This is a genomic window from Flagellimonas oceani, from assembly GCF_011068285.1.
GTDB lineage: Bacteria > Bacteroidota > Bacteroidia > Flavobacteriales > Flavobacteriaceae > Flagellimonas > Flagellimonas oceani.
In genome coordinates this window covers 3921479-3941600 of sequence record NZ_CP049616.1, presented here as the reverse complement: position 1 = coordinate 3941600, position 20122 = coordinate 3921479, and the positions used below count along the sequence as shown (strand labels likewise).

Below are 20122 nucleotides of genomic sequence, written 5' to 3'. Positions count from 1 at the left end.
ATAAAAAAGCCCCAAGCAAATTAGGATATGCTTGGGGCTTTATTTTATCAAAACGGTTTGAACTAGAAATCCAAGTCGTCCAGATCGTCTTCGGTATCGATATTTTCGTCCTTCTGTTGTTGGGAACAATCCAGATTAATTGACATTTCTTCCGGCACTTCAAAAGCATCCTTGGAAACACCGATTTCTTCGTTGGCATAGTTCTTTTTCATGTAAAGTCCCCAGATAGGCAGCGCCATGGACGCTCCTTGTCCATATAACAAACGATTAAAGTGGATGGACCTATCTTCTCCTCCGACCCAGACACCGGTCACCAAATTGGGCACCATGCCCATAAACCAACCATCACTCTGGTTCTGCGTGGTTCCTGTTTTCCCGGCAATCGGGTTTGTCAATTCGTATGGGTAGCCGGTAATAATTTCTTTGTAAACGGTGTTGTTCTTGCCGTAGGTGTGCCTTAAACGTCCACCTGAACCGTATTGGGTAACACCTTCCAAAAGGTTGATCATGGCATAGGCGACATCCTTGCTCAACACATCCTTTGTTTCTGGTTTGTACTCAAAGAGTACGGTGCCATTTTTGTCCTCGATACGTGTTACCATTACAGGTTTTACATAAACCCCTTGGTTGGCATAGGTTCCAAAGGCTCCCACCATTTCGTACACACTCACATCTGGCGTACCGAGTGCAATAGATGGTACTGCTGGAATTTCCTTGGTAATCCCCATGTTTTTTGCCATAGAAACAACAGCTCCGGGGCCAACCCTATCTATAAGTTGTGCCGTAATGGTGTTTACCGAGTTGGCCAATGCGGTTTTTAACGACATATCCTCCCCTGAATATTTTCCATCGGAATTCTTTGGCGTCCAAGCCAACATGTTCCCATGCTTTCCTGGCTCGATGCTATATTGATTGTCCGGCAAGGTATAACAGGGAGAGTAACGTAATTGGTCTATGGCAGCTGCATATACAAATGGCTTGAACAATGAACCTGCTTGCCTTGACCCTTGAATTACATTATCGTACTGAAAGTGTTTATAATCTATTCCACCTACCCATGCCTTTACGTGGCCTGTTTGTGGCTCCATGGACATCATGGCGGTACGCAGGAAAGTCTTGTAGTACCTAATGGAGTCCATCGGGGTCATGATGGTGTCTTTTTCGTAGGAATCGCTGTTCCAATCAAAAACGGTCATTTCCGTTTTTTTGTGGAAGGTGGCCTCGATATCTTTTTCGGACAGCCCTTCTCTTTTCAATTGACGCCATCTGGGTGAACGTTTCATGGCATTCATCAAAATGGTGTCTATTTCCCCTTTACTTAAATCCAAAAAAGGTGCGGTCGGGTTGCGGTCGGGTGTATTTTGGTGAAAGAATTCTGCCTGCAAATTGCTCATGTGTTCCTGCACGGCTTCTTCCGCGTTACGCTGCATTCTGGAATCGATGGTCGTATAGACTTTTAGCCCATCCAAATAAATATTGTAGTTCTCGCCATCGGGTTTTGGGTTTTCACGCACCCAATTGTTCAGATAACGCTGCATGTACATTCTAAAATAGGTGGCCAATCCTTCTCGGTGCGATTCGGGATTAAAATTGATCTTCATCTCACTGCTTTGCAATGAGTCCTTCTCCTTTTCGCTGATGTACCCATACTTTGCCATTTGGCCGAGCACGGTATTTCTCCGATTATAAACCAATTCTTCACGGCGCATTGGATTGTAGAGTGAAGAGTTCTTTAGCATGCCTACCAAAACTGCAGATTCTTCGGTCTTGAGCTCTGTCGGCTCTTTTCCAAAATAGATTCTGGCAGCGGAACGGATTCCATCCGCATTGTACCCAAAATCATAGATGTTCAGATACATGGCAATGATCTCCTGCTTGGTATAATTCCTTTCCAAACGGGTGGCAATCACCCATTCCTTTATTTTTTGAAGTATGGCGTTAGTGGTACTTTCCTTGTCCCTGACCCCAATAAAGAGTTGTCTTGCGAGCTGCTGGGAAATGGTACTGGCGCCCCCTTTTGTCCCCAAATAGGCCAACGCCCTAACAAATCCCCTTGCATCTATCCCTGAGTGATCGTAATAACGGGCGTCTTCGGTAGCTACGAGTGCGTTCACCAAGTTTTGGGGGAGCGTTTCATAATCTACCCATGTTCGGTTGTCGTCCAAGTATAGTTTTCCCAAGGTTTCCCCGTCGGATGATAAAAATTCCGTTGCCAAATTGGTCTCGGGATTTTCGAGCCTTTCAAAAGTGGGCATTTCTCCGAACACCCCCCAAGAGGCGAGAAGAAAAATCAGGACTGCTGAAAGAACGCCTGCCCCGAATATGATCCAAAACCACTTAATAAAAGGAAAAAAATTCTGTTGCTGTTTTTGTTGACGCTTCTTTGCCATTATAATTTGGGTGCTTTTTCTATTTCCAAACCAACATCCGTTATTCCCTCCAAAACATGAAGGCCTTCCACATCGCCATTTTTGCGCATAGCGTGGGAAATGTTCACCTTATATACGCCGGAATCGGGAAAATCGATGTTTTCCTTGAACCAAAGTTTATTTTCCTTGACACTGCCCATTCCTTTTCCGAGCCATTCCCCATTGGGCTCTGCCATTCTATATTCCAACGTGTCCTTAACGGTATTCCCGCTTGGATATTCTAACTCGGTTATCAAAAATAAATTGCTGAAGGCAAAATTATCGTCGTTTCTGATGTTGATGAACAGATTATAGGTTTGGGTGGAATCCAGTTCGGAAAACTGGAAATCAACATCTTGGCCCATCTCCCATTTGGCCTCCTTGACCGGTTTATAGTCGGAATAGACCAGTGAATCATTACAGGATGCCAAGCTAAAGACCGTGACCAGCAGCAACAAAAATTTATTTTGCATTGGAAGATGCTTTGGATTTTGGTTTTCTACGTTTTTTCTTTCTTCTCTTTTTATTCTTAGGCCTGTCAAAACGGGTAAGGCTGTCCTGACCTACGACATTTTCGAAAGTAGTCTTTTCTTCCGCTATATTATCCGCGGCATACTCTTCAAGACTGGCAACTTTATCGCCCTTCTTGTTAAGTTCCATAATTTCCAAAACCTGATCTTTGGAAAGGGTGTGCCAAGTTGCTGGCTCATCTTTATACGAAAACCAGAGCGTTTCCTTAAAAATATCCGCTTTTTGACAGAATGCCATTCCTTTTTGGGTCTTGAGCTTAACGTCGGACGGCGGGAAGTTCTTGAGTGCTTCCAGATACATATCCAGCTCATAATTGAGGCAACATTTAAGCTTGCCACATTGCCCCGCCAGTTTTTGCGGGTTCAGGGCCAATTGCTGATAACGTGCCGATGCCGTGCTCACGGACCTGAAATCCGTCAACCAGGTAGAGCAGCAAAGCTCACGACCACAAGAACCGATACCGCCCAATCGCTGGGCTTCTTGTCGGTAGCCTATTTGGCGCATCTCAATACGGATACCGAAGGCCTTGGCCATATCCTTGATCAACTGCCTAAAATCGACCCTGTCTTCGGCCGTGTAGTAGAATGTGGCCTTGGAACCGTCTCCCTGAAATTCCACATCACTGAGCTTCATTTCGAGCTTCAATGAAATTGCTATTTCCCGGGAACGCTTTTTGATTTCTTCTTCCCTATCCCTGCATTTTTGCCAAATATCAATATCGCGCTGGGTAGCTTTTCGGTACACCTTGGGAATAGCCTTGTCATCTGGCGAAACTTTTTTGCGCTTCATTTGAATACGCACCAATTCGCCGGTAAGGGTCACCACACCAACATCGTGGCCCGATTTGGCCTGTGTGGCCACCACATCGCCAATGGACAAAGTGAGATTCTCCGTATTCTTGAAAAATTCTTTTCTACTATTCTTGAAACGTACCTCAACGCAATCAAAAGGTTTTTGACCGTTGGGCAACGACATATTGGAAAGCCAGTCAAAGACTGTCAGCTTGTTACAACCATCAGTGCCGCAAGTACCATTGTTCTTGCAACCACGCGGTTGTCCATCCTTGCCGGTTGAACAACTGCTACACGCCATATATAATATCTTGATTTAAGGAAACTTAATGCGCTTCCCTAAAAAGGGTTCATAAAAAATTACTAGTTGTAAATATACTACAAATTGTTGCAGCATTGAAATACTACTTCTTGTATTTAAGAACCGGTGACCGCCCTTTTTTGAATATTTTATTGCTGGCTCCCTTGCCCTTGCGCAAACGTTTTTGTTCTTCGTAGGGCAACGCATGTACCTCCATACAATCCACCGAGCAACAATTATTCATTTTTTCGGCACATTCCCCACATTGGATAAACAAAAGGTGACAAGCTTCGTTGGCACAATTTACATGGGTGTCGCAAGGTTTACCGCATTGGTGGCAGTGGGCGATAACATCTTCGGAAATGCGCTCTCCCCTTCTATGGTCAAACACGAAGTTTTTGCCCAAGAATTTATTCTCCAGCTGTTTTTCACGCACCTGTCTGGTGTATTCGATGATCCCACCTTCCAGTTGGTACACATTTTTAAAACCTTTGTGTTTGTAGTAAGCGCTCGCCTTCTCACAACGGATACCCCCGGTGCAGTACATCACCAATTTTTTGTCCTCCTTGTGCTCGGCAAGGTCTTGTTCAATAATATCGAGGGAATCGCGGAAGGTGTCGACATCCGGGGTGACGGCATTCTTAAAATGCCCGATTTCGCTTTCATAATGGTTTCTCATATCCACAAGAACAGTGTCCGGGTCTTCAATAAGTTGGTTGAACTGCTCTGCCCCTACATGAATTCCTTTGTTGGTGACATCAAAAGTTTCATCGTTCAAACCATCGGCCACAATTTTGTCCCTGACCTTTACTTTCAACTTCAAAAAAGATTTGTTGTCCTGCTCTATGGCGATGTTCAACCTCACATTTTCCAAAAAGGTGATACTGTCCAGATGTTCCTTGAAAACATTAAAGTTTTCTGCCGGAACCGATAATTGGGCGTTTATCCCTTCGTGTGCCACATAGATACGCCCAAGGACTTCCATGTCGTCCCAAGCCAAGAAAAGGTGGTTTCTTAAAATTTGCGGATTGCCGATTCGTGCATATTGATAGAAAGAGATGGTAAGCCGTTCCTTCCCGGCCTCCTCGATAAGGGCTTCCCTTTCTTTCGCACTTAATGTGTTGTACAGTTGCATGCTATACTTGATTAAGTTAAAGAATGGTTCTAAAATTTGTGCAAAGATAAAAATTAAAGGGAGAGTAAATTAAAAGGGCCGCGAAGGCCCCCTTAATCCATTACCGTTTTCATAGCTGAATTTTCTTCCTCATAGCAATTGCGAGCCCTTAAAAAGGCTCTATGGAGATGAGTTAGTATTGTTAAGATGTATTGTTATTAAAAAGGTTGCGTGCCCTTTTTTTCATGTGGAAAGAAATGGTATTTTAGCCTTCCTAACAATTTTTACCATGAGCAAAGAGAAAGAAGCAAAATTAAAGGCACTAAAACTTACATTGGACAAGTTGGACAAAACCTATGGCAAGGGTGCTGTCATGAAAATGGGCGATAGTGTTGTGGAAGATGTCGAAGTGATTCCTTCCGGCTCTTTGGGATTGGATATTGCACTTGGTGTAGGCGGATATCCGAGAGGAAGGGTAATCGAGATTTACGGCCCGGAATCTTCGGGTAAAACCACATTGACATTGCACGCCATTGCAGAAGCACAAAAAGCGGGAGGCATTGCAGCTTTTATTGATGCAGAGCATGCCTTTGACCGTTTTTACGCCAAAAAATTAGGGGTTGATATTGATAACCTTATCATTTCCCAACCCGACCACGGGGAGCAGGCCTTGGAAATTGCCGATAACCTGATACGTTCCGGTGCCATCGATATTGTAATCGTGGATTCCGTAGCGGCATTGACGCCTAAAAGCGAGATCGAGGGAGAAATGGGGGATTCAAAAATGGGTCTTCACGCCAGATTGATGTCCCAGGCATTGCGAAAACTCACCTCTACCATCAGCAAAACAAAATGTACCGTAATATTCATCAACCAGCTACGTGAAAAAATTGGTGTAATGTTCGGGAACCCTGAAACAACCACCGGTGGTAACGCACTTAAATTCTACGCTTCCGTTCGACTGGACATTAGACGTTCCACACAGATAAAGAGCACCGATGGCGATGTTCAAGGGAACAAGACCAGGGTAAAAGTGGTAAAAAACAAAGTCGCTCCACCGTTCAAAACTGCAGAGTTCGATATTATGTACGGCGAGGGAATCTCTAAAATCGGGGAGATACTCGACCTTGGAGTTGCATACGAAATCGTGAAGAAGAGCGGTTCGTGGTTCAGTTATGGCGATACCAAACTGGGGCAAGGCAGGGATGCTGTTAAAGCACTGCTCTTGGACAACCCCGAACTATCCGACGAATTGGAAAGCAAGATCAGAGAGGCCATTGCCGCTGTAAACGAATAGTGCTTTTATCGATTTTTTTGGGAGTTTAACTTTTGGTTGTGATAATCCTACGCAACCCCTGCGCATACTGCACATCTAGGGAATAAAAGGATTATTATGAAAAAAGTGTTAATGCCCTTTATGTTGATCGTGGCATGCTCATGGTTCATCTCCTGCGAGGTGGATGATGATTCCCCCAATTTTTACTTTACTGCCCTTACCGCCGTGGAGGCCGAGGTGCCAGAATCATTCGAAGTTGGAAAAACTTACGATATTGAAGTAACCTACCTAAGACCAAATGGTTGTACCTTTTTCGAAGGTTTCGATGTATCGCAAACTGCCGAAACGGGCCGTGATGTTGTAGTGGTAGGTTCCGTGCTCACCGATGAGGACAGGGCCTGTACCGAAGCTGTGGAAGAAGTAGTCGCTACCTTAAAATTTAATGTAATTTATACCAAGGACTACACATTTCGCTTTTATGCCGGGGATGACGGGGAAGGAAATGCTAAATTTTTAGAATACACGGTTCCAATTGCAGAGGAAAGCGAACCAACAAATTAAAAATCCATAATCCAAAATTGACCAACATTTGGATCTTGAAGAATTGATACATAACTGTCAAAAGGGTAACCGACAGGCACAAGCTGAACTATACCGGAGATATTCCGGTATTCTTTTCGGCATGTGCCTGAAGTACTCTCGCAACAAAACGGAGGCTGAAGATAACCTGCACGACAGTTTTATGACCATATTCGACAAAATTGACCAATACGGTTTTAAAGGTTCTTTTGAGGGTTGGATCAAAAGAATAACCGTAAATACCGTTCTTCAAAAGTATAGGAAAGACCAACACCTCAACGTGGTTTCGGAAAACACCGAGGATGAGGTGGAGGTAGATACGGAAGATGCGGACATAAGCCTCTCTACCCTGCTGGGATACATTCAAGAGCTACCACATAAATACAGGTTAACGTTCAACCTATACGTGTTGGACGGTTACAGTCATAAAGAAATCGGTGAGATGTTGGGGACATCCATCGGAACATCAAAATCGAATTTGGCAAGGGCAAAGGCCATTTTGAGGGAAAAAATAGAAAAAGCCAAAATAAACATTGCTTAAATAAAAAGACAATGGGGAAAAAGAATTTAGAGCAATTGTTCAAAGAAAGCTTTCACGACTTTCAGGAAGTTCCGGACGAAAAGGTCTGGACCTCCATCGAAGCTTCTTTGGACAACAAAAAGCAAAAAAAGCGGGCCGTTCCTATTTGGTGGGGCCTTGGGGGTGCAGCGGCGGCCTTGGTCATCGCATTGCTGGCCATTAATCCGTTTGGTGAAGTACCAGAACAAGAGCAGATCATAACGGATACAGAAAACAGTACCGCTCCCGAAAGTAGATCCAGTTCAGAAGAAAGGGTAAATCGAGATTTAATCCCTCCAACGGCTAACCAAAATGAGGAAAGCGGTTTGGCAAATACTTCTGAGCAAAACAACCTGGATCAAAGAGACGATCAAGCTGTAGATAACGGCTTTGCCAAAACCAAGGCTTCAAGTAGAACCGGAAATACTATTTCCTCATCAAACCAAAATGGTTCACAAGAGTTGGCTCAGGTCGATAATAACCGTTCACAAGAAACCGAAAGGGGTTCTCGTGATGAAGCAGTGGTAGAAAAAAGCAACAGTGCCGTTGCGATGCACATTGACCAAGAAGAGCCTGCCAAAAGACAAAAAACTTTATCATCCGAAAAGAATGGTGATCAGGTCGCCGAAAATACTGCGGAAAAAAAGGATGAAACTGAAAAGCAATCCATTTATGACGCCATTGCGGAGCAGGAACAATTGGAAGAAGCGGTCGCTGCAAACAAATCCGGAAAATGGTCCGTTGGCCCATCCTTAGCGCCCGTATATTTTAATGGCGCCGGTGATGGTTCTCCCGTGGGTGCGGATTTCGCTTCCAACTCCAAAACCGGAAACCTCAACTTGAGTTATGGTGTAAACGTGGCCTATGAGGTTGGTAAAAAGGTAAAGATACGTTCCGGTGTGCACAGGGTAAACTTTGGCTACAACACCAACGATGTGGTGTTTTCCTCTACACTACAGGCAGCGGCGAGCAATAGGATCACGAATATCGATTACGCTCCAAACTCCCAGACCATTTTGGTACAGAGCAAGGAAAGTGCAAAAAATTCGCCGGTAATGAGCTCTAAAGAAGTCCCTTTTAGCGAGGTTCCCAGCTTGGAAGGCAAAATGGTGCAGCAATTGGGCTATATCGAAGTTCCATTGGAAGTAAACTATGTTGTTCTGGACAAAAAATTCGGGGTAGACCTGATCGGGGGCGTTAGCTCTTTGTTCCTTGTGGACAATTCCGTATTGTTGGAATCCAATGAACTCGTCACCGAAATGGGAGAGGCGAACAATATTAACTCGTTAAACTTTAGTGCAAACTTTGGTATGGGGCTCAATTATCATTTTACCCCAAAGTTCAGGTTCAATGTGGAACCTGTTTTTAAATACCAGCTAAATACGTTTTCGAACGTGTCCGGTAATTTTCAGCCCTACTCCATTGGGGTGTACAGCGGATTTACCTTTAAGTTTTAGCACAGAAGAAGTTGGTTAGGAAGATTGCTCCTTTAAGCAATCAATTAAACACCCCTCTTTTAGGGGTGTTTTTTGTTGGCACACCGAAAATTTATCATTTCCTAAATTTATGTAACTTCAATAAAAAAGAACATGTCGGTTTCTTTATCCAAGTTTTTATTGACCTTTGCTTTTGCCCTACTTACGGTGAACGGTTATTTGGCTCAAAACCGACATACTGAAACCCTTTTTGAAGATTCCATCGAATTTAAGGTGTTCCGAACCACGGATGCTCAAATGTCCTTTGACCAGGTTTATGATAATTTGGATGATTTTTTGCCTAAAGAGCAAATCAATGAGAAGACCCATCCCAATGAGATTTATTGGATCGCATTGGATCTTGGAAGCATCAAGGAACCTTTCCCAAAAAATGGGGATTATTTTATAACGTTGAACTGTTTTGATTTTGGCCATGCCTTCTATCAAAAAAATGGCTCTATTGCAAAAAAGCCCATAGGACAGTTTGATGAGGGTACCAAAAGCGCCAAAACAAGCTCCTCCATTTATCACTGCGAAATCCCATTTTCTAAAAGCTCACTCATTGACAATCGCTACCTGTTTTTACGGGTGAAGCGGATAAAGTTTATCGAATCCATTAAAAATTGGACATTCACTATTCAAGAAGAATCATCCCAAAACACCTACACATGGGCCGATATAAAATCATCCATACCCACTTATATGTACATGGGGGTAGGTTTTATTATGGGCGTTGCCATGCTGCTGTTCTATGTGTATTTTGGAAAGATGGAGTTTCTGTTTTACTCCCTCTTTGTGTTGTCCATAATAGTTTATCTGTTCCAAGGGGAATTGATTCTACCGGAAAAACTCCAGTTGAACAATTCCTTTGTCGTAAGCTGGCTTTTGGATGCCAACACCATACTCTTGGGAACACTCTACCTTTTGTTCGCATTGTTCTACCTTGACCTAAAAAAGGTGTATCCCCGGGCCTATACTTTTATCAAAATCGGGATCTATGCACATGTGCTCCTGTTGACAACGGATGTCTTTTTCTTCTCATTTAGGTATCATTTGGGACACATCTATCTCTTGCAAATATTGAGAATCGTGTCATTTTTGATAACCATATCCTTTTTGATCTACTTATTTATTTACAAGAAGAACCGTATAAGTATCATTTTTCTGTTTGGGGGCAGCATTTATATGATCAGTATTTGTATCTATTATTATTTTAATATGGGTTCCGATGCCGACCCCATGCTTTACGGAAATTCGTTGGTACTGATCGTGGGGTCTATCCTGGAAATCATATTTTTTGCCTATGGGCTTACCTACAAAGCGTTTAACGAGTACCTTAAGGGGCTCCATTTTGAACAAGAGGCCATTACCAACAAAAACAAGGCGCTAAGGGCACAGATCAACCCCCATTTTATCTTTAATGCCCTAGGGTCCATTCAACACCTTATCCTTAAAAAGAAGAACGATAGCGCCCTGAACTATTTGAGCAAGTTTAGCCGAATGGCCAGAAATGCCCTGGAAGCATCCGCAGAGGGAACAGGCACATTGGATGAGGAAATAAGTATGTTAAAGGATTATTTGGAACTTGAGTCGCTCCGTTTCGACAATGTTTTTTCATACGATATACAAATAGATGGCCAATTGGATACATCCGAGATAGAAATACCCTTTATGATTTCGCAGCCCTTTGTGGAAAATGCGATCATACATGGTCTTTTGCCAAAAACCTCGGGCAAAAAAGAGCTCACCATAATTATGAAAGAGCAAGACGGTACATTAAAAATAATCATCGACGACACCGGAATAGGGCGAAATAGGGACGATAGATCAGAAGGAACAAAAACGGTAAAAAGAAAGCCAAGAGGAATGGGGGTCACCGTCAACAGGTTGGAATCTTGGCATTTTGGTTCCGGAAAAGTGGAAATATTGGACAAGGCGGATAACGATAGCGAGTCAAAAGGAACCAAGGTCATAATTTCCATTCCGCTGGAACAATACCAATAAGGCCCCATTGGTACAACTGCTGGGGTAAAAGTGAATTAACTATACCGCTTCGCAAAAATTATCGATAAATTTCTTACATTCAAATCCTAAACACTAACTAACCCTTTGATACTGTGAATTCTGAGCAGTTTGAAGATATTCTCATATACTTTTCCAAATCATTGATGGGAAAAGAAAATGAAGAGGACATCCTTTGGGATCTGGCCAAAAATTGCATCTCCAAACTGGGGTTTGTGGACTGTGTGATCTATCTGGTCGATGAAAACACAAAGCTACTTGTCCAAAAAGCGGCCTACGGACCCAAAAATCCCAAGGACAGAGCACTGTACAACCCCGTTTCCATTGCGCTTGGCAAGGGCATTACCGGTAACGTTGCAAAAACCGGCAAACCAGCATTGATCTTGGACACCTCAAAAGAACCCGACTATATCGAGGACGATGCCAACAGACTTTCGGAAATATGCGTACCCATTGCCTACGAAAAATACGTGTACGGAGTAATTGATTGTGAGCACCCCGAAAAGGCCTATTTTAATGAACGCCATTTAAAAATGCTCTCTGCCATTGCCTCAATCTGTGCCATAAAAATTAGGAGTGTACGGGCAAGCCAAGAAGTTATTAAAAAACAAGAAAAGCTCTTAAAAATAAGGGAGGAGATGGTAGAGCTAAAAGTACGCGCCCTCAACTCCCAGCTCAACCCGCATTTTTTGTTCAACTCCCTCAATGCGATCCAATATTTTGTTACTTCAGAAAAGAAAAAACTGGCCCTGGAATACCTGTCCACCTTTAGCCGGCTCATACGTTTTTATTTAAGGCAATTGGGGAACGATACCGTCTCGCTCTATAACGAAATTGATATGCTCCACTGGTATCTTAAGCTCCAAAAACTACGGTACGATGATTCTTTTGATTACATGATTGCCATGGAAAAAAGCTCGGAAACAAATCACGAAGCCATTATACCTTCATTTGTGATCCACACCCTCTTCGAGAATATCATAGAACGGTCCATGTTCAACCAAAAAAAAGGGCAACACTTTAAGATTACCTTTAAATCTTCCGATGCCGAAGTTGTTTTAGTGATCCAATACCAAGAGTTTGATTCCAAGAACGCTAACCCGCCAGAATATAGGGAGCGCATTTTAAAATGGCAGGACCAGATCAAACTGCTCAATACAGTAAAAGGGTACGCCATTAAAAATGAAAGCAAAATCCATAAAATCGGGGAAAAATGGGTCGGCAACATAACCCTTACCCTACCCAATCTAAGATAGCTACATGAAAGTTTACGTAAAAACCATTTTACTCTTTCTAGTTGTTCTTTCTGCAGTGGACCTTTACCCCCAAGATCCCGATCATCGTCTTTTTGAAAAAGAAGTAGGCTTTAAAATTCTGAAAACAAATAACGATACGGACTATGATGGTTTTTTGGCCGTAAAAAACCGATTGGCGGAACCCGGCGAAATTTCCGAAAAAACTTCTCCGAACGACTTTTATTGGATCCGTTTGGATTTAGGGGACCATGTATCAAAAGTTGGCAAGGATGATTCATTTTACCTTAGGTTCAATTCCTTTGATCACGCCACCATTTATCTGGAATCCCAAAATAGAATAGTCCCTAAAAAAATAGGCAAGTTCGACAAGAACAGTGAGAGCATTCAAGTAGACCATTCGTATTACGATTCGTTTTTAAAATTACGAAGGCACAATTTACCGGACGACGGCTATATAACCCTTAAGGCACGGCGCATTACCTTTAGGGAAGATGTACAAAACTGGAGTTTTACCATAAGCAATACCTCTCCCAACACCTTTGTCACACAACAGGATTTTGAGGATCAGGTGCCCTATTATTTTTTTACCGGGCTTTGCTTTATTATGTGTTTTACAACGCTTTCCTTCTACTTTTTTATTAAAAAATCCGAGTTTTTATGGTACTCCATTTATATTGTGGTCACCTTTGTGTACGTATGTGGGCTCAATTTTGGCATTTACGACTTTGTTTTCAACAACCACTATATTTCCTATTGGGTTTCCCAAAGTTTCTTGTTCGTCGATAACATCGTGTATCTTTTCTTCTTTGCCAGTTTTCTTCAATCCAAAAAAGAATACCCGTTTGTGCATTTTTTGGTACAGGTACTCGCAGTCCTCAATGTCATAATTCTGCTCTGCATTGGTGTTTTGTTTGCCCTGGGGGATACCATTGGGTTCATTTTTATCACCCAAAACGCTTATGCGCTGCTTAATTTTACGGCTCTTTTGGGGCTCGCCTATCTTATGTATGTTGGCAAGGACCCATTGGCTTACGTTATGGCCTTGGCAACATCGGCCTATTGTGCCGCCCCTTTGGTCAGAACATTTTATTCAACGCCGGAAGATGGCCTGCTGTTGGATGGACTTTATTATATAATTATCGGCTGCTCCATTGAAATGGTCATATTCTCTTTCGGCCTTTTCTATAAAATCCATTTGGAGTTCCGCGAAAACCTGATGCTTCAGCAAAGAGCTCTTTTTGAAAAGACAAGGGCATTGCGAGCACAGATAAATCCTCATTTTATTTTTAACTCCCTTAGCGCGATTCAACACTTGGTGTCCGTAAAAAAAATAGAAAGTGCCCTAAAATATTTGAGCAAATTCAGTCGGCTTACACGGAATGTACTGGAAAGCTCCATGGATATCAACATTCTCCTGGCAGAAGAGATAAAAATGTTGGAAGATTACCTATCACTGGAATTGTTGCGGTTCGACAACAGCTTTTCGTACACAATAACTACGGATGAAGGCCTGGATCCCGAAGAAATAGAAATCCCCTCCATGATTTTACAGCCTTTTGTAGAAAATGCATTGATCCATGGCCTGTTGCCCAAAAAATCCGGAACCAAGCAACTTGATATCAGTTTTGGGAAGGACAACAACCATTTGATTTGTACGGTGGACGATACGGGCGTGGGCCGGTTGGCAGCAAAAGAAAGGTTGCACATCTATCAAAACGAAAAAAAATCAAGGGGACTGGAGGTCACCAAACTCAGGTTGCAATCGTTGGGAGAAGGCAAGGATTCCATTACCATAGTGGACAAATATGATGACAACAACCAACCCATGGGAACAAAAGTGATCGTTCGTATTCCTTTGAAGATTCTTTAATCATTCCCCAAATCATCCAAAATAACCTGCCTTACCTCTTCCCGAAGCGTTGAGGTATCGGAGGCAGCCAAAATTCCCGTCTCAAAAAAGGGGTGGACAATGGCACGGATCCGTCCAGGTCCACCACTGAAAAAAGTAAAGGAAAAACGCTTTTTATTGTCCAAAAAGGTCATGGGCACTACCGGAATTTTATGGGCTATGGCCATTTTAAAGGCCCCATCCTTGAATTTGTCCAGAACAATGTGCTCCTCTGGAACGCCCCCTTCGGGAAAAATACAAATGCTCAGTCCTTGGCTAAGGCGTTTCTGGGCACGCCTGTAAACCCCGGTCCGGCTCTTTACACTTTCGCGGTCCACCAAAATGCAGACCCGTTTGTAGAAAAATCCAAAAATGGGAATGCTCACCAGTTCTTTTTTGCCTACGAACACAAAAGGGTTGCGGCTCACGATCAGCATCAACATAATATCCAGCATACTGGTGTGGTTGGCCACCAACATATAACTTTTGCCCTTCTCCATTCGCTGCTGGCGCACAATTTTTGGAAAACAGCCCATTCCATACAGAATGGGACGGGCCCAAAAATTACGGGCAAGCCAAAAAAATTGGTGGTAAGTACTTTCAGAAATCGTCAAAATCAACAAGACTGGAAAAAAAAGGATAATGGGAACGGTAACCAAAATATAGAACCAGATCCTATACAATACATGCCCCACATTTTTGATTACTCCAAGCATCTTCCAAATGTAAAGTATTTCCAAAATTTAGCGTTAGTAGCATCCTATCTTTTAGACTAAGAGTCACTTTTTTTATAAGTTAGGGATGCGTACTTTTACGGGCAAAAACAAAGAATGGCGCGAATACTGACCGGTATACAAAGTACGGGAACACCACACTTGGGAAATATTTTAGGGGCAATTGCCCCTGCCATTTCAATGGCACAGGATCCCAAAAACGATTCTTTCCTGTTTATTGCAGATATGCATTCACTCACCCAAATAAAAGATGGTGAACTCTTGCGCAATAATACCTACGCCATTGCCGCAGCTTGGCTCGCGTTTGGGCTGGATATTGAAAAAACCGTTTTTTACCGTCAGAGTGATATTCCACAGACCGCGGAATTGGCCTGGTACCTCAGCTGCTTCTTCCCCTATCAACGGTTGACGTTGGCACATTCCTTTAAGGACAAGGCGGACAGGTTAGAAGACGTTAACGCAGGCCTGTTTACCTATCCCATGTTGATGGCCGCCGATATTTTGTTGTACGATGCGGATATTGTTCCCGTAGGAAAGGACCAGCTACAGCATTTGGAAATGACCCGCGACGTAGCCTCCCGATTCCACAACCAAATGGGCGAAACTTTTGTAATGCCCGAAGCCAAGGTACACGAACAAACCATGTACGTGCCGGGAACCGACGGAGAAAAAATGAGCAAAAGCCGTGGAAACCTCATCAATTTGTTCCAGCCGGACAAAAAACTGCGCAAGCAGATCATGGGCATTGTTACCGACAGCACTCCCATGGAAGAGCCCAAGGACCCTAGCAAGGATAACGTGTTTGCATTGTACAAATTATTGGCCTCTCCCGAACAGATAGAGGAAATGAGCGCCAATTATTTGGCCGGAAACTATGGCTACGGACATGCCAAACAGGCCTTGTACGAACTTATATTGGAAAAGTTTGAAGAGCCCCGCGAAAAGTTCGAATACTATATGAACCACCTGAACGAAGTGGACGAAGCCTTGGCCTTTGGTGCCGAAAAAGCCCGTAAAGTAGCGGATGGGGTGTTGGCCAGGGTTCGTGAAAAGTTGGGCTATTAGTTTTTTATCGATTATTTAAAACAAAAGCCTGTTCGTTTTACGTTGCAGGAATTTGGTAAATGCTCCGATTTGACTTAAAATCAGTAAAATCCTCGATTTTTAGTGGTTGCTTTCCGTTGAACTACACCCATAAACAGAGTGACTGTTCTGTTGTCATTTCATACGACGAAAGTCATTCCTGCGCCACATTCTGCAACGGGATAAAAAGGCAGGAATCCATCGTCAAACCATTCAACCGTCACTTCCATAGCTCAGAAAAACAGTTGAAGAATCTTTAGATTTCTCGACTGCGCTCCGAATGACAAAAAAGAATATTCGAGACAATTCGTGAGATTCGTGTGATATCTAATCAATAAGCAATGATCAATTTCCAATAATCCAATAATCGAACAATCCAACCATCCATCCACCCTTCGACTCCGCTCAGGGCACACCTCTCCAACCATCTAATTCATTCCATGTCAACTGCCCACTGAACAACCGCCGATTGTCGCTTCGACTACGCTCAACGACCTACTGCCGACTGCTCTCTGCCAACTGAACCTCAAAACCTACACCGCCTCGAACATTTTACCGGGCAATGGTCGGATCACGCCTTTCATTTCCATGTTCAGCAAAGTGGACGAAACCTTAAAAATGGGCAAATTGCACTCCAAAGCCACGGTGTCCAGCAGTTGTTTTCCGTTCAATTGCAGGTAGGAGTAGATTGACTGTTCTGTTTCATCCAACTCGACGAACAGCTGTTTCTGCACTGTTTTTTCCTGATTTTCCGCCTCAATATCCCATCCCAAAAGGTAAATCAGTTCCGCGGCAGAGGTCAATAAGTGCGCTTTTTGATATTTGATGAGGTCATTGCACCCTTTGCTCCATTTATCGGTCGCTCTACCCGGAACGGCAAACACTTCGCGATTGTAGCCGTGGGCCAAATCTGCCGTTACCAAACTGCCTCCTTTTTCCGCTGACTCGATTACAATGGTCGCTTCGCTGATTCCAGCAATGATGCGGTTGCGTTTAAGGAAATTCTCCCGGTTGGGTTGACTGTTGCTCCAAAACTCCGTCATAAAACCGCCATTTCGCTCTATTTTAGATCTGTATTTGGCGTGCACCTTCGGGTAAATTTGGTTGAGCCCGTGCGCCATACAGGCGATGGTCTGTAAGCCATGGTCCATTGCTGCTTTTTGAACGGCGATATCAACGCCATAGGCCAATCCGCTCACAATAATCGGGTTCAGCGGTGCTAATTCTTCAATAAATTGTTGACAAAACGATGTGCCGTAGTTGGTCACGTTCCTGGTGCCCACGACACTTATGATTTTTTGGTAGTTCAAATCGATGTTTCCCCTTTGAAACAATAAAATGGGTCCATCTACACAATGTTTCAATCGGGCGGGGTAACCATCATCCATAAAATAGGAGATGGAAATATCTGCTTTGGACAGAAATTCGAACTCCTTTTGGGCTTCTTCCAAGTGGATGGAATCGAATAAACCTTTCAAGGTCATCTTGCCAATGCCATCTATTTTTAAAAGATGGTGCAGTTTGTCCTCAAAAATAGCTGTTGGACTTCCGCAATGGGCAATTAATTTTTTTGCCGTCACATCTCCGATATTGGGAATGTTTTGCAGGCGCAGGGCCGCAATAATTTCAGGTTCAGTCATTTGATTTGGGCGTCAAAGTTGTCCACAAAATACAGATTTTCAAATGTTAATAAAAAGTTATCCGGCTTATTTTCTACTGTCTCATTTTTTACAATATTTGTGCCTATGCGGATAGACTCATACATAGAAAAATTGTTGTTTGATTACAATTGTGTTGTAGTACCTGGTTTTGGTGCTTTTTTGGCCCATGGCAAATCCGCAGAAATTGATTTGGCGACCAACACTTTGGTACCGCCGAGCAAAACCATTTCCTTTAATGCCCAACTCTCCAAAAATGATGGTCTGTTGGTGTCCCATATTTCCAAAGAAAAGAATTTGGACTATGAGGATATGCTTCAGGAAGTGGAAAACATTGCCCAAAATTGGAACACCAGATTGTCCCAAGGAGAGAGCATTGAACTTTTTGGAATTGGAAAACTCTGGCACAATAGCGAACAACGTATTCAGTTCCAGCCCGAGGAAAAAATCAACTTTTTGACATCTTCCTTTGGCCTATCCACTTTTGCGGCCACTCCAATACAGCGAGAAGTCATCAAAGAAGAGGTGGAAGAAATGGAAGAGCGTATCCCGTTCATCATTACTCCGGAAAAAAGGGAGCAAACATCGTTTAGGCCTTGGTTAAAATATGCTGCCGTTATTCTATTGGCCGTGTCTTTTGGTGCGACATCGTACCGCACGTACGGTGAACTTCAACAAAAAGAGGTGGCTGCCCAGCAAGATGCCCAACAAGAAGTTTCTCGTTTGATACAAGAGGCCACTTTTTTTGAAAGTGCTCCTTTGGAACTGCCCGCCATCAACATTAAGGTGACCAAAAAACAATTGGGCAAGCATCATGTAATCGCCGGAGCTTTCCGTGAAGAACAAAATGCCGAAAAAAAGGTAAATCAGCTAAAAGAGAAGGGGTATAATGCCTTTTACTTGGGCGTGAACAAATATGGCCTGCACCAAGTGGCCTACGATAGTTTTGACGACCCTAAAGAAGCTATCACCTTTTTGAGAAAAGTCAAATCCGAAGATTCGAGGGATGCTTGGTTGCTTTCCGAGAAATAATCGAGCTTTCCTTTAAAACCATCCCGCACTTCAATATCTTTGCGCAAAAATTTAAGGTATGCGCGCTATAAAACCGAGTGAATCCCGCACGGTAATGACCGATTTGGTATTGCCCAGTGAAACCAACCCCCTCAACAATCTTTTTGGCGGGGAACTTTTGGCCCGTATGGACCGGGCGGCCAGTATTGCTGCCCGTAGGCATAGTCGCAGGATTACGGTGACCGCTTCGGTAAACCACGTAGCTTTTAACCGATCGGTTCCCTTGGGCAGTGTGGTCACGGTCGAAGCCTCGGTTTCCAGAGCTTTCAACACATCTATGGAGATTTTTATCGATGTTTGGATCGAGGATCGCTTTACCGGGGAGCGCACGAAGGCCAATGAGGCGATTTATACCTTTGTTGCGGTGGATGATACCGGAAAACCTACGGAAGTGCCGCCACTGGAGCCTGAAACCAATTTGGAAAAGGAACGCTATGCCGCCGCGCTTCGCAGAAAGCAGTTGAGTTTGGTACTTGCCGGCAAAATGAAGCCTGCGGATGCAACGGAGCTTAAGGCGTTGTTTACCTCTTAGGTTTTAGAAGGCAAAATTATCTGGGTCTGGGCCAAATCGTTTGCCCTTTTCCAATCCATCGAGCAATTCAACATCTTCTTCGGACAATTCAAAATCGAAAAGGTCGGAATTGGCGATGATGCGTTCTTTTTTGGATGATTTTGGGATGGTGACCACTCCCTTTTGAAGGTCCCATCGCAGCACAATCTGGGCAATGGTCCTATCGTATTTGGACGCCAAATCCTTCATAATGCCCAAATCAAAGATATTTCCTTGCATCAAGGGAGACCAAGCTTCGTATTGAATTCCTTTGGAATTGCAGAAATCAATCAAATCCTGTTGCACCAAATAGGGATGAAATTCCATTTGGTTGACCATCGGCACAACCTCGGCAGAAGTCAACAAATCTTCCAAATGATGTTGCAGGAAGTTGCTCACACCAATGGCCCGCACCCGCTTTTCCTTGTATAGTTTTTCAAGGGCCCTCCAGGTTTCCTTCGAAATTTCGCCTTTGGGCCAATGCACCAGATACAAATCCAAATAATCGGTTCCCAAACGTTCCAAACTGGCATCAAAAGCTTTTAAAGTCGTATCGTAACCTTGATCCGTATTCCAGACCTTGCTCGTTAAAAAAACATCGCTCCGGTCCACATTGCTTTCGCGGATTCCTGTGCCAACCCCTTCTTCGTTTTCGTAAATGGCAGCAGTATCAATATGACGGTAACCGTGGTTCAATGCCGCCTTTACCGCATTGATCACTTCGCTTCCATCCTCGGATTGATACACGCCCAATCCAAAATAGGGCATCTGGACCCCTTTGTGCAGTTCAAAGGCGCCTTGTAAATCTGTTATTTTCTTCATAGTG

17 protein-coding genes are annotated in these 20122 nt (G+C 43.5%); 10 read left to right on the top strand and 7 right to left on the bottom strand.

Annotated features, from left to right (window positions below; translation table 11 throughout):
- Nucleotides 1-62: 62 nt before the first annotated feature.
- From GVT53_RS17815 to trhO, 4 genes are all read right to left on the bottom strand, one after another.
- Entirely contained in the window at nt 63-2390 is a 2328-nt protein-coding gene (locus tag GVT53_RS17815) for a penicillin-binding protein 1A (protein ID WP_166249835.1), read from the bottom strand.
- Nucleotides 2390-2881 (bottom strand): gliding motility lipoprotein GldH, encoded by a 492-nt coding sequence (locus GVT53_RS17810; protein WP_166249834.1) that lies wholly within the window; start codon nt 2879-2881, stop codon nt 2390-2392. Before GVT53_RS17810 ends, GVT53_RS17815 begins: the two co-directional genes overlap by 1 nt.
- Nucleotides 2871-4031 (bottom strand): PSP1 domain-containing protein, encoded by a 1161-nt coding sequence (locus tag GVT53_RS17805; protein WP_166249833.1) that lies wholly within the window; start codon nt 4029-4031, stop codon nt 2871-2873. Before GVT53_RS17805 ends, GVT53_RS17810 begins: the two co-directional genes overlap by 11 nt.
- A gap of 103 nt (nt 4032-4134) precedes the next feature.
- Entirely contained in the window at nt 4135-5166 is a 1032-nt protein-coding gene (trhO, locus tag GVT53_RS17800) for an oxygen-dependent tRNA uridine(34) hydroxylase TrhO (RefSeq protein WP_166249832.1), read from the bottom strand.
- Between the two features lie 268 nt (nt 5167-5434).
- On the opposite strand from trhO, the gene recA reads away from it, so the two are divergent.
- The 7 genes from recA (at nt 5435) to GVT53_RS17765 (ending at nt 14182) form a co-directional block, all read left to right on the top strand.
- Nucleotides 5435-6442 (top strand): recombinase RecA, encoded by a 1008-nt coding sequence (gene recA, locus GVT53_RS17795; protein WP_166249831.1) that lies wholly within the window; start codon nt 5435-5437, stop codon nt 6440-6442.
- A 96-nt stretch (nt 6443-6538) separates the two neighbouring features.
- Entirely contained in the window at nt 6539-6982 is a 444-nt protein-coding gene (locus GVT53_RS17790) for a hypothetical protein (RefSeq protein ID WP_166249830.1), read from the top strand.
- A 28-nt stretch (nt 6983-7010) separates the two neighbouring features.
- On the top strand, nt 7011-7541 hold the full coding sequence (locus tag GVT53_RS17785) for an RNA polymerase sigma factor (RefSeq protein ID WP_166249829.1): 531 nt from the start codon (nt 7011-7013) through the stop codon (nt 7539-7541).
- A gap of 11 nt (nt 7542-7552) precedes the next feature.
- Nucleotides 7553-9016, top strand: coding sequence for an outer membrane beta-barrel protein (locus GVT53_RS17780; protein ID WP_166249828.1), 1464 nt, complete (start codon nt 7553-7555; stop codon nt 9014-9016).
- A gap of 132 nt (nt 9017-9148) precedes the next feature.
- A complete protein-coding gene (locus GVT53_RS17775) occupies nt 9149-11038 on the top strand; it encodes a sensor histidine kinase (RefSeq protein ID WP_166249827.1) in 1890 nt (629 codons plus the stop codon).
- A 164-nt stretch (nt 11039-11202) separates the two neighbouring features.
- Nucleotides 11203-12312, top strand: coding sequence for a histidine kinase (locus tag GVT53_RS17770; protein WP_166249826.1), 1110 nt, complete (start codon nt 11203-11205; stop codon nt 12310-12312).
- A gap of 4 nt (nt 12313-12316) precedes the next feature.
- Complete coding sequence (locus GVT53_RS17765) at nt 12317-14182, top strand: sensor histidine kinase (RefSeq protein ID WP_166249825.1); 1866 nt, start codon at nt 12317-12319, stop codon at nt 14180-14182.
- On the opposite strand, the gene GVT53_RS17760 is transcribed toward GVT53_RS17765, so the two are convergent.
- On the bottom strand, nt 14179-14916 hold the full coding sequence (locus GVT53_RS17760) for a lysophospholipid acyltransferase family protein (RefSeq protein WP_166249824.1): 738 nt from the start codon (nt 14914-14916) through the stop codon (nt 14179-14181). The two genes, GVT53_RS17765 and GVT53_RS17760, sit on opposite strands and share 4 nt — an antisense overlap.
- Nucleotides 14917-15030: 114 nt before the next feature.
- Between GVT53_RS17760 and trpS the strand changes: the two genes are divergently transcribed.
- Nucleotides 15031-15999, top strand: a complete 969-nt coding sequence (trpS, locus tag GVT53_RS17755) for a tryptophan--tRNA ligase (protein ID WP_166249823.1) — start codon at nt 15031-15033, stop codon at nt 15997-15999.
- Nucleotides 16000-16550: 551 nt separating this feature from the next.
- Here trpS and dprA read toward each other — a convergent pair.
- Nucleotides 16551-17657, bottom strand: a complete 1107-nt coding sequence (gene dprA, locus GVT53_RS17750) for a DNA-processing protein DprA (RefSeq protein WP_166249822.1) — start codon at nt 17655-17657, stop codon at nt 16551-16553.
- A 105-nt stretch (nt 17658-17762) separates the two neighbouring features.
- On the opposite strand from dprA, the gene GVT53_RS17745 reads away from it, so the two are divergent.
- Nucleotides 17763-18707, top strand: coding sequence for an HU domain-containing protein (locus GVT53_RS17745; protein ID WP_166249821.1), 945 nt, complete (start codon nt 17763-17765; stop codon nt 18705-18707).
- 58 nt (nt 18708-18765) lie between these two features.
- Nucleotides 18766-19278 carry an acyl-CoA thioesterase gene (locus GVT53_RS17740; protein WP_166249820.1) on the top strand — a complete coding sequence of 171 codons (513 nt, stop codon included), beginning with the start codon at nt 18766-18768 and terminating at the stop codon, nt 19276-19278.
- Nucleotides 19279-19281: 3 nt separating this feature from the next.
- Here the strand turns inward: GVT53_RS17740 and GVT53_RS17735 are convergent, their stop codons facing one another.
- On the bottom strand, nt 19282-20118 hold the full coding sequence (locus GVT53_RS17735; protein ID WP_166249819.1) for an aldo/keto reductase: 837 nt from the start codon (nt 20116-20118) through the stop codon (nt 19282-19284).
- Nucleotides 20119-20122: the final 4 nt, after the last annotated feature.

Excerpts from the sequence above, each read along its gene's own strand:
- GVT53_RS17740 (WP_166249820.1), top strand. The coding sequence starts at position 18,766 with ATGCGCGCTATAAAACCGAGTGAATCCCGCACGGTAATGACCGATTTG.
- GVT53_RS17780 (WP_166249828.1), top strand. The coding sequence starts at position 7,553 with ATGGGGAAAAAGAATTTAGAGCAATTGTTCAAAGAAAGCTTTCACGAC.
- GVT53_RS17790 (WP_166249830.1), top strand. The coding sequence starts at position 6,539 with ATGAAAAAAGTGTTAATGCCCTTTATGTTGATCGTGGCATGCTCATGG.
- recA (WP_166249831.1), top strand. The coding sequence starts at position 5,435 with ATGAGCAAAGAGAAAGAAGCAAAATTAAAGGCACTAAAACTTACATTG.
- GVT53_RS17765 (WP_166249825.1), top strand. The coding sequence starts at position 12,317 with ATGAAAGTTTACGTAAAAACCATTTTACTCTTTCTAGTTGTTCTTTCT.
- GVT53_RS17735 (WP_166249819.1), bottom strand. The coding sequence starts at position 20,118 with ATGAAGAAAATAACAGATTTACAAGGCGCCTTTGAACTGCACAAAGGG.
- trhO (WP_166249832.1), bottom strand. The coding sequence starts at position 5,166 with ATGCAACTGTACAACACATTAAGTGCGAAAGAAAGGGAAGCCCTTATC.
- GVT53_RS17745 (WP_166249821.1), top strand. The coding sequence starts at position 17,763 with ATGCGGATAGACTCATACATAGAAAAATTGTTGTTTGATTACAATTGT.
- GVT53_RS17810 (WP_166249834.1), bottom strand. The coding sequence starts at position 2,881 with ATGCAAAATAAATTTTTGTTGCTGCTGGTCACGGTCTTTAGCTTGGCA.
- GVT53_RS17815 (WP_166249835.1), bottom strand. The coding sequence starts at position 2,390 with ATGGCAAAGAAGCGTCAACAAAAACAGCAACAGAATTTTTTTCCTTTT.
- dprA (WP_166249822.1), bottom strand. The coding sequence starts at position 17,657 with ATGACTGAACCTGAAATTATTGCGGCCCTGCGCCTGCAAAACATTCCC.
- GVT53_RS17775 (WP_166249827.1), top strand. The coding sequence starts at position 9,149 with ATGTCGGTTTCTTTATCCAAGTTTTTATTGACCTTTGCTTTTGCCCTA.
- GVT53_RS17770 (WP_166249826.1), top strand. The coding sequence starts at position 11,203 with ATGGGAAAAGAAAATGAAGAGGACATCCTTTGGGATCTGGCCAAAAAT.
- GVT53_RS17760 (WP_166249824.1), bottom strand. The coding sequence starts at position 14,916 with ATGCTTGGAGTAATCAAAAATGTGGGGCATGTATTGTATAGGATCTGG.
- GVT53_RS17805 (WP_166249833.1), bottom strand. The coding sequence starts at position 4,031 with ATGGCGTGTAGCAGTTGTTCAACCGGCAAGGATGGACAACCGCGTGGT.
- trpS (WP_166249823.1), top strand. The coding sequence starts at position 15,031 with ATGGCGCGAATACTGACCGGTATACAAAGTACGGGAACACCACACTTG.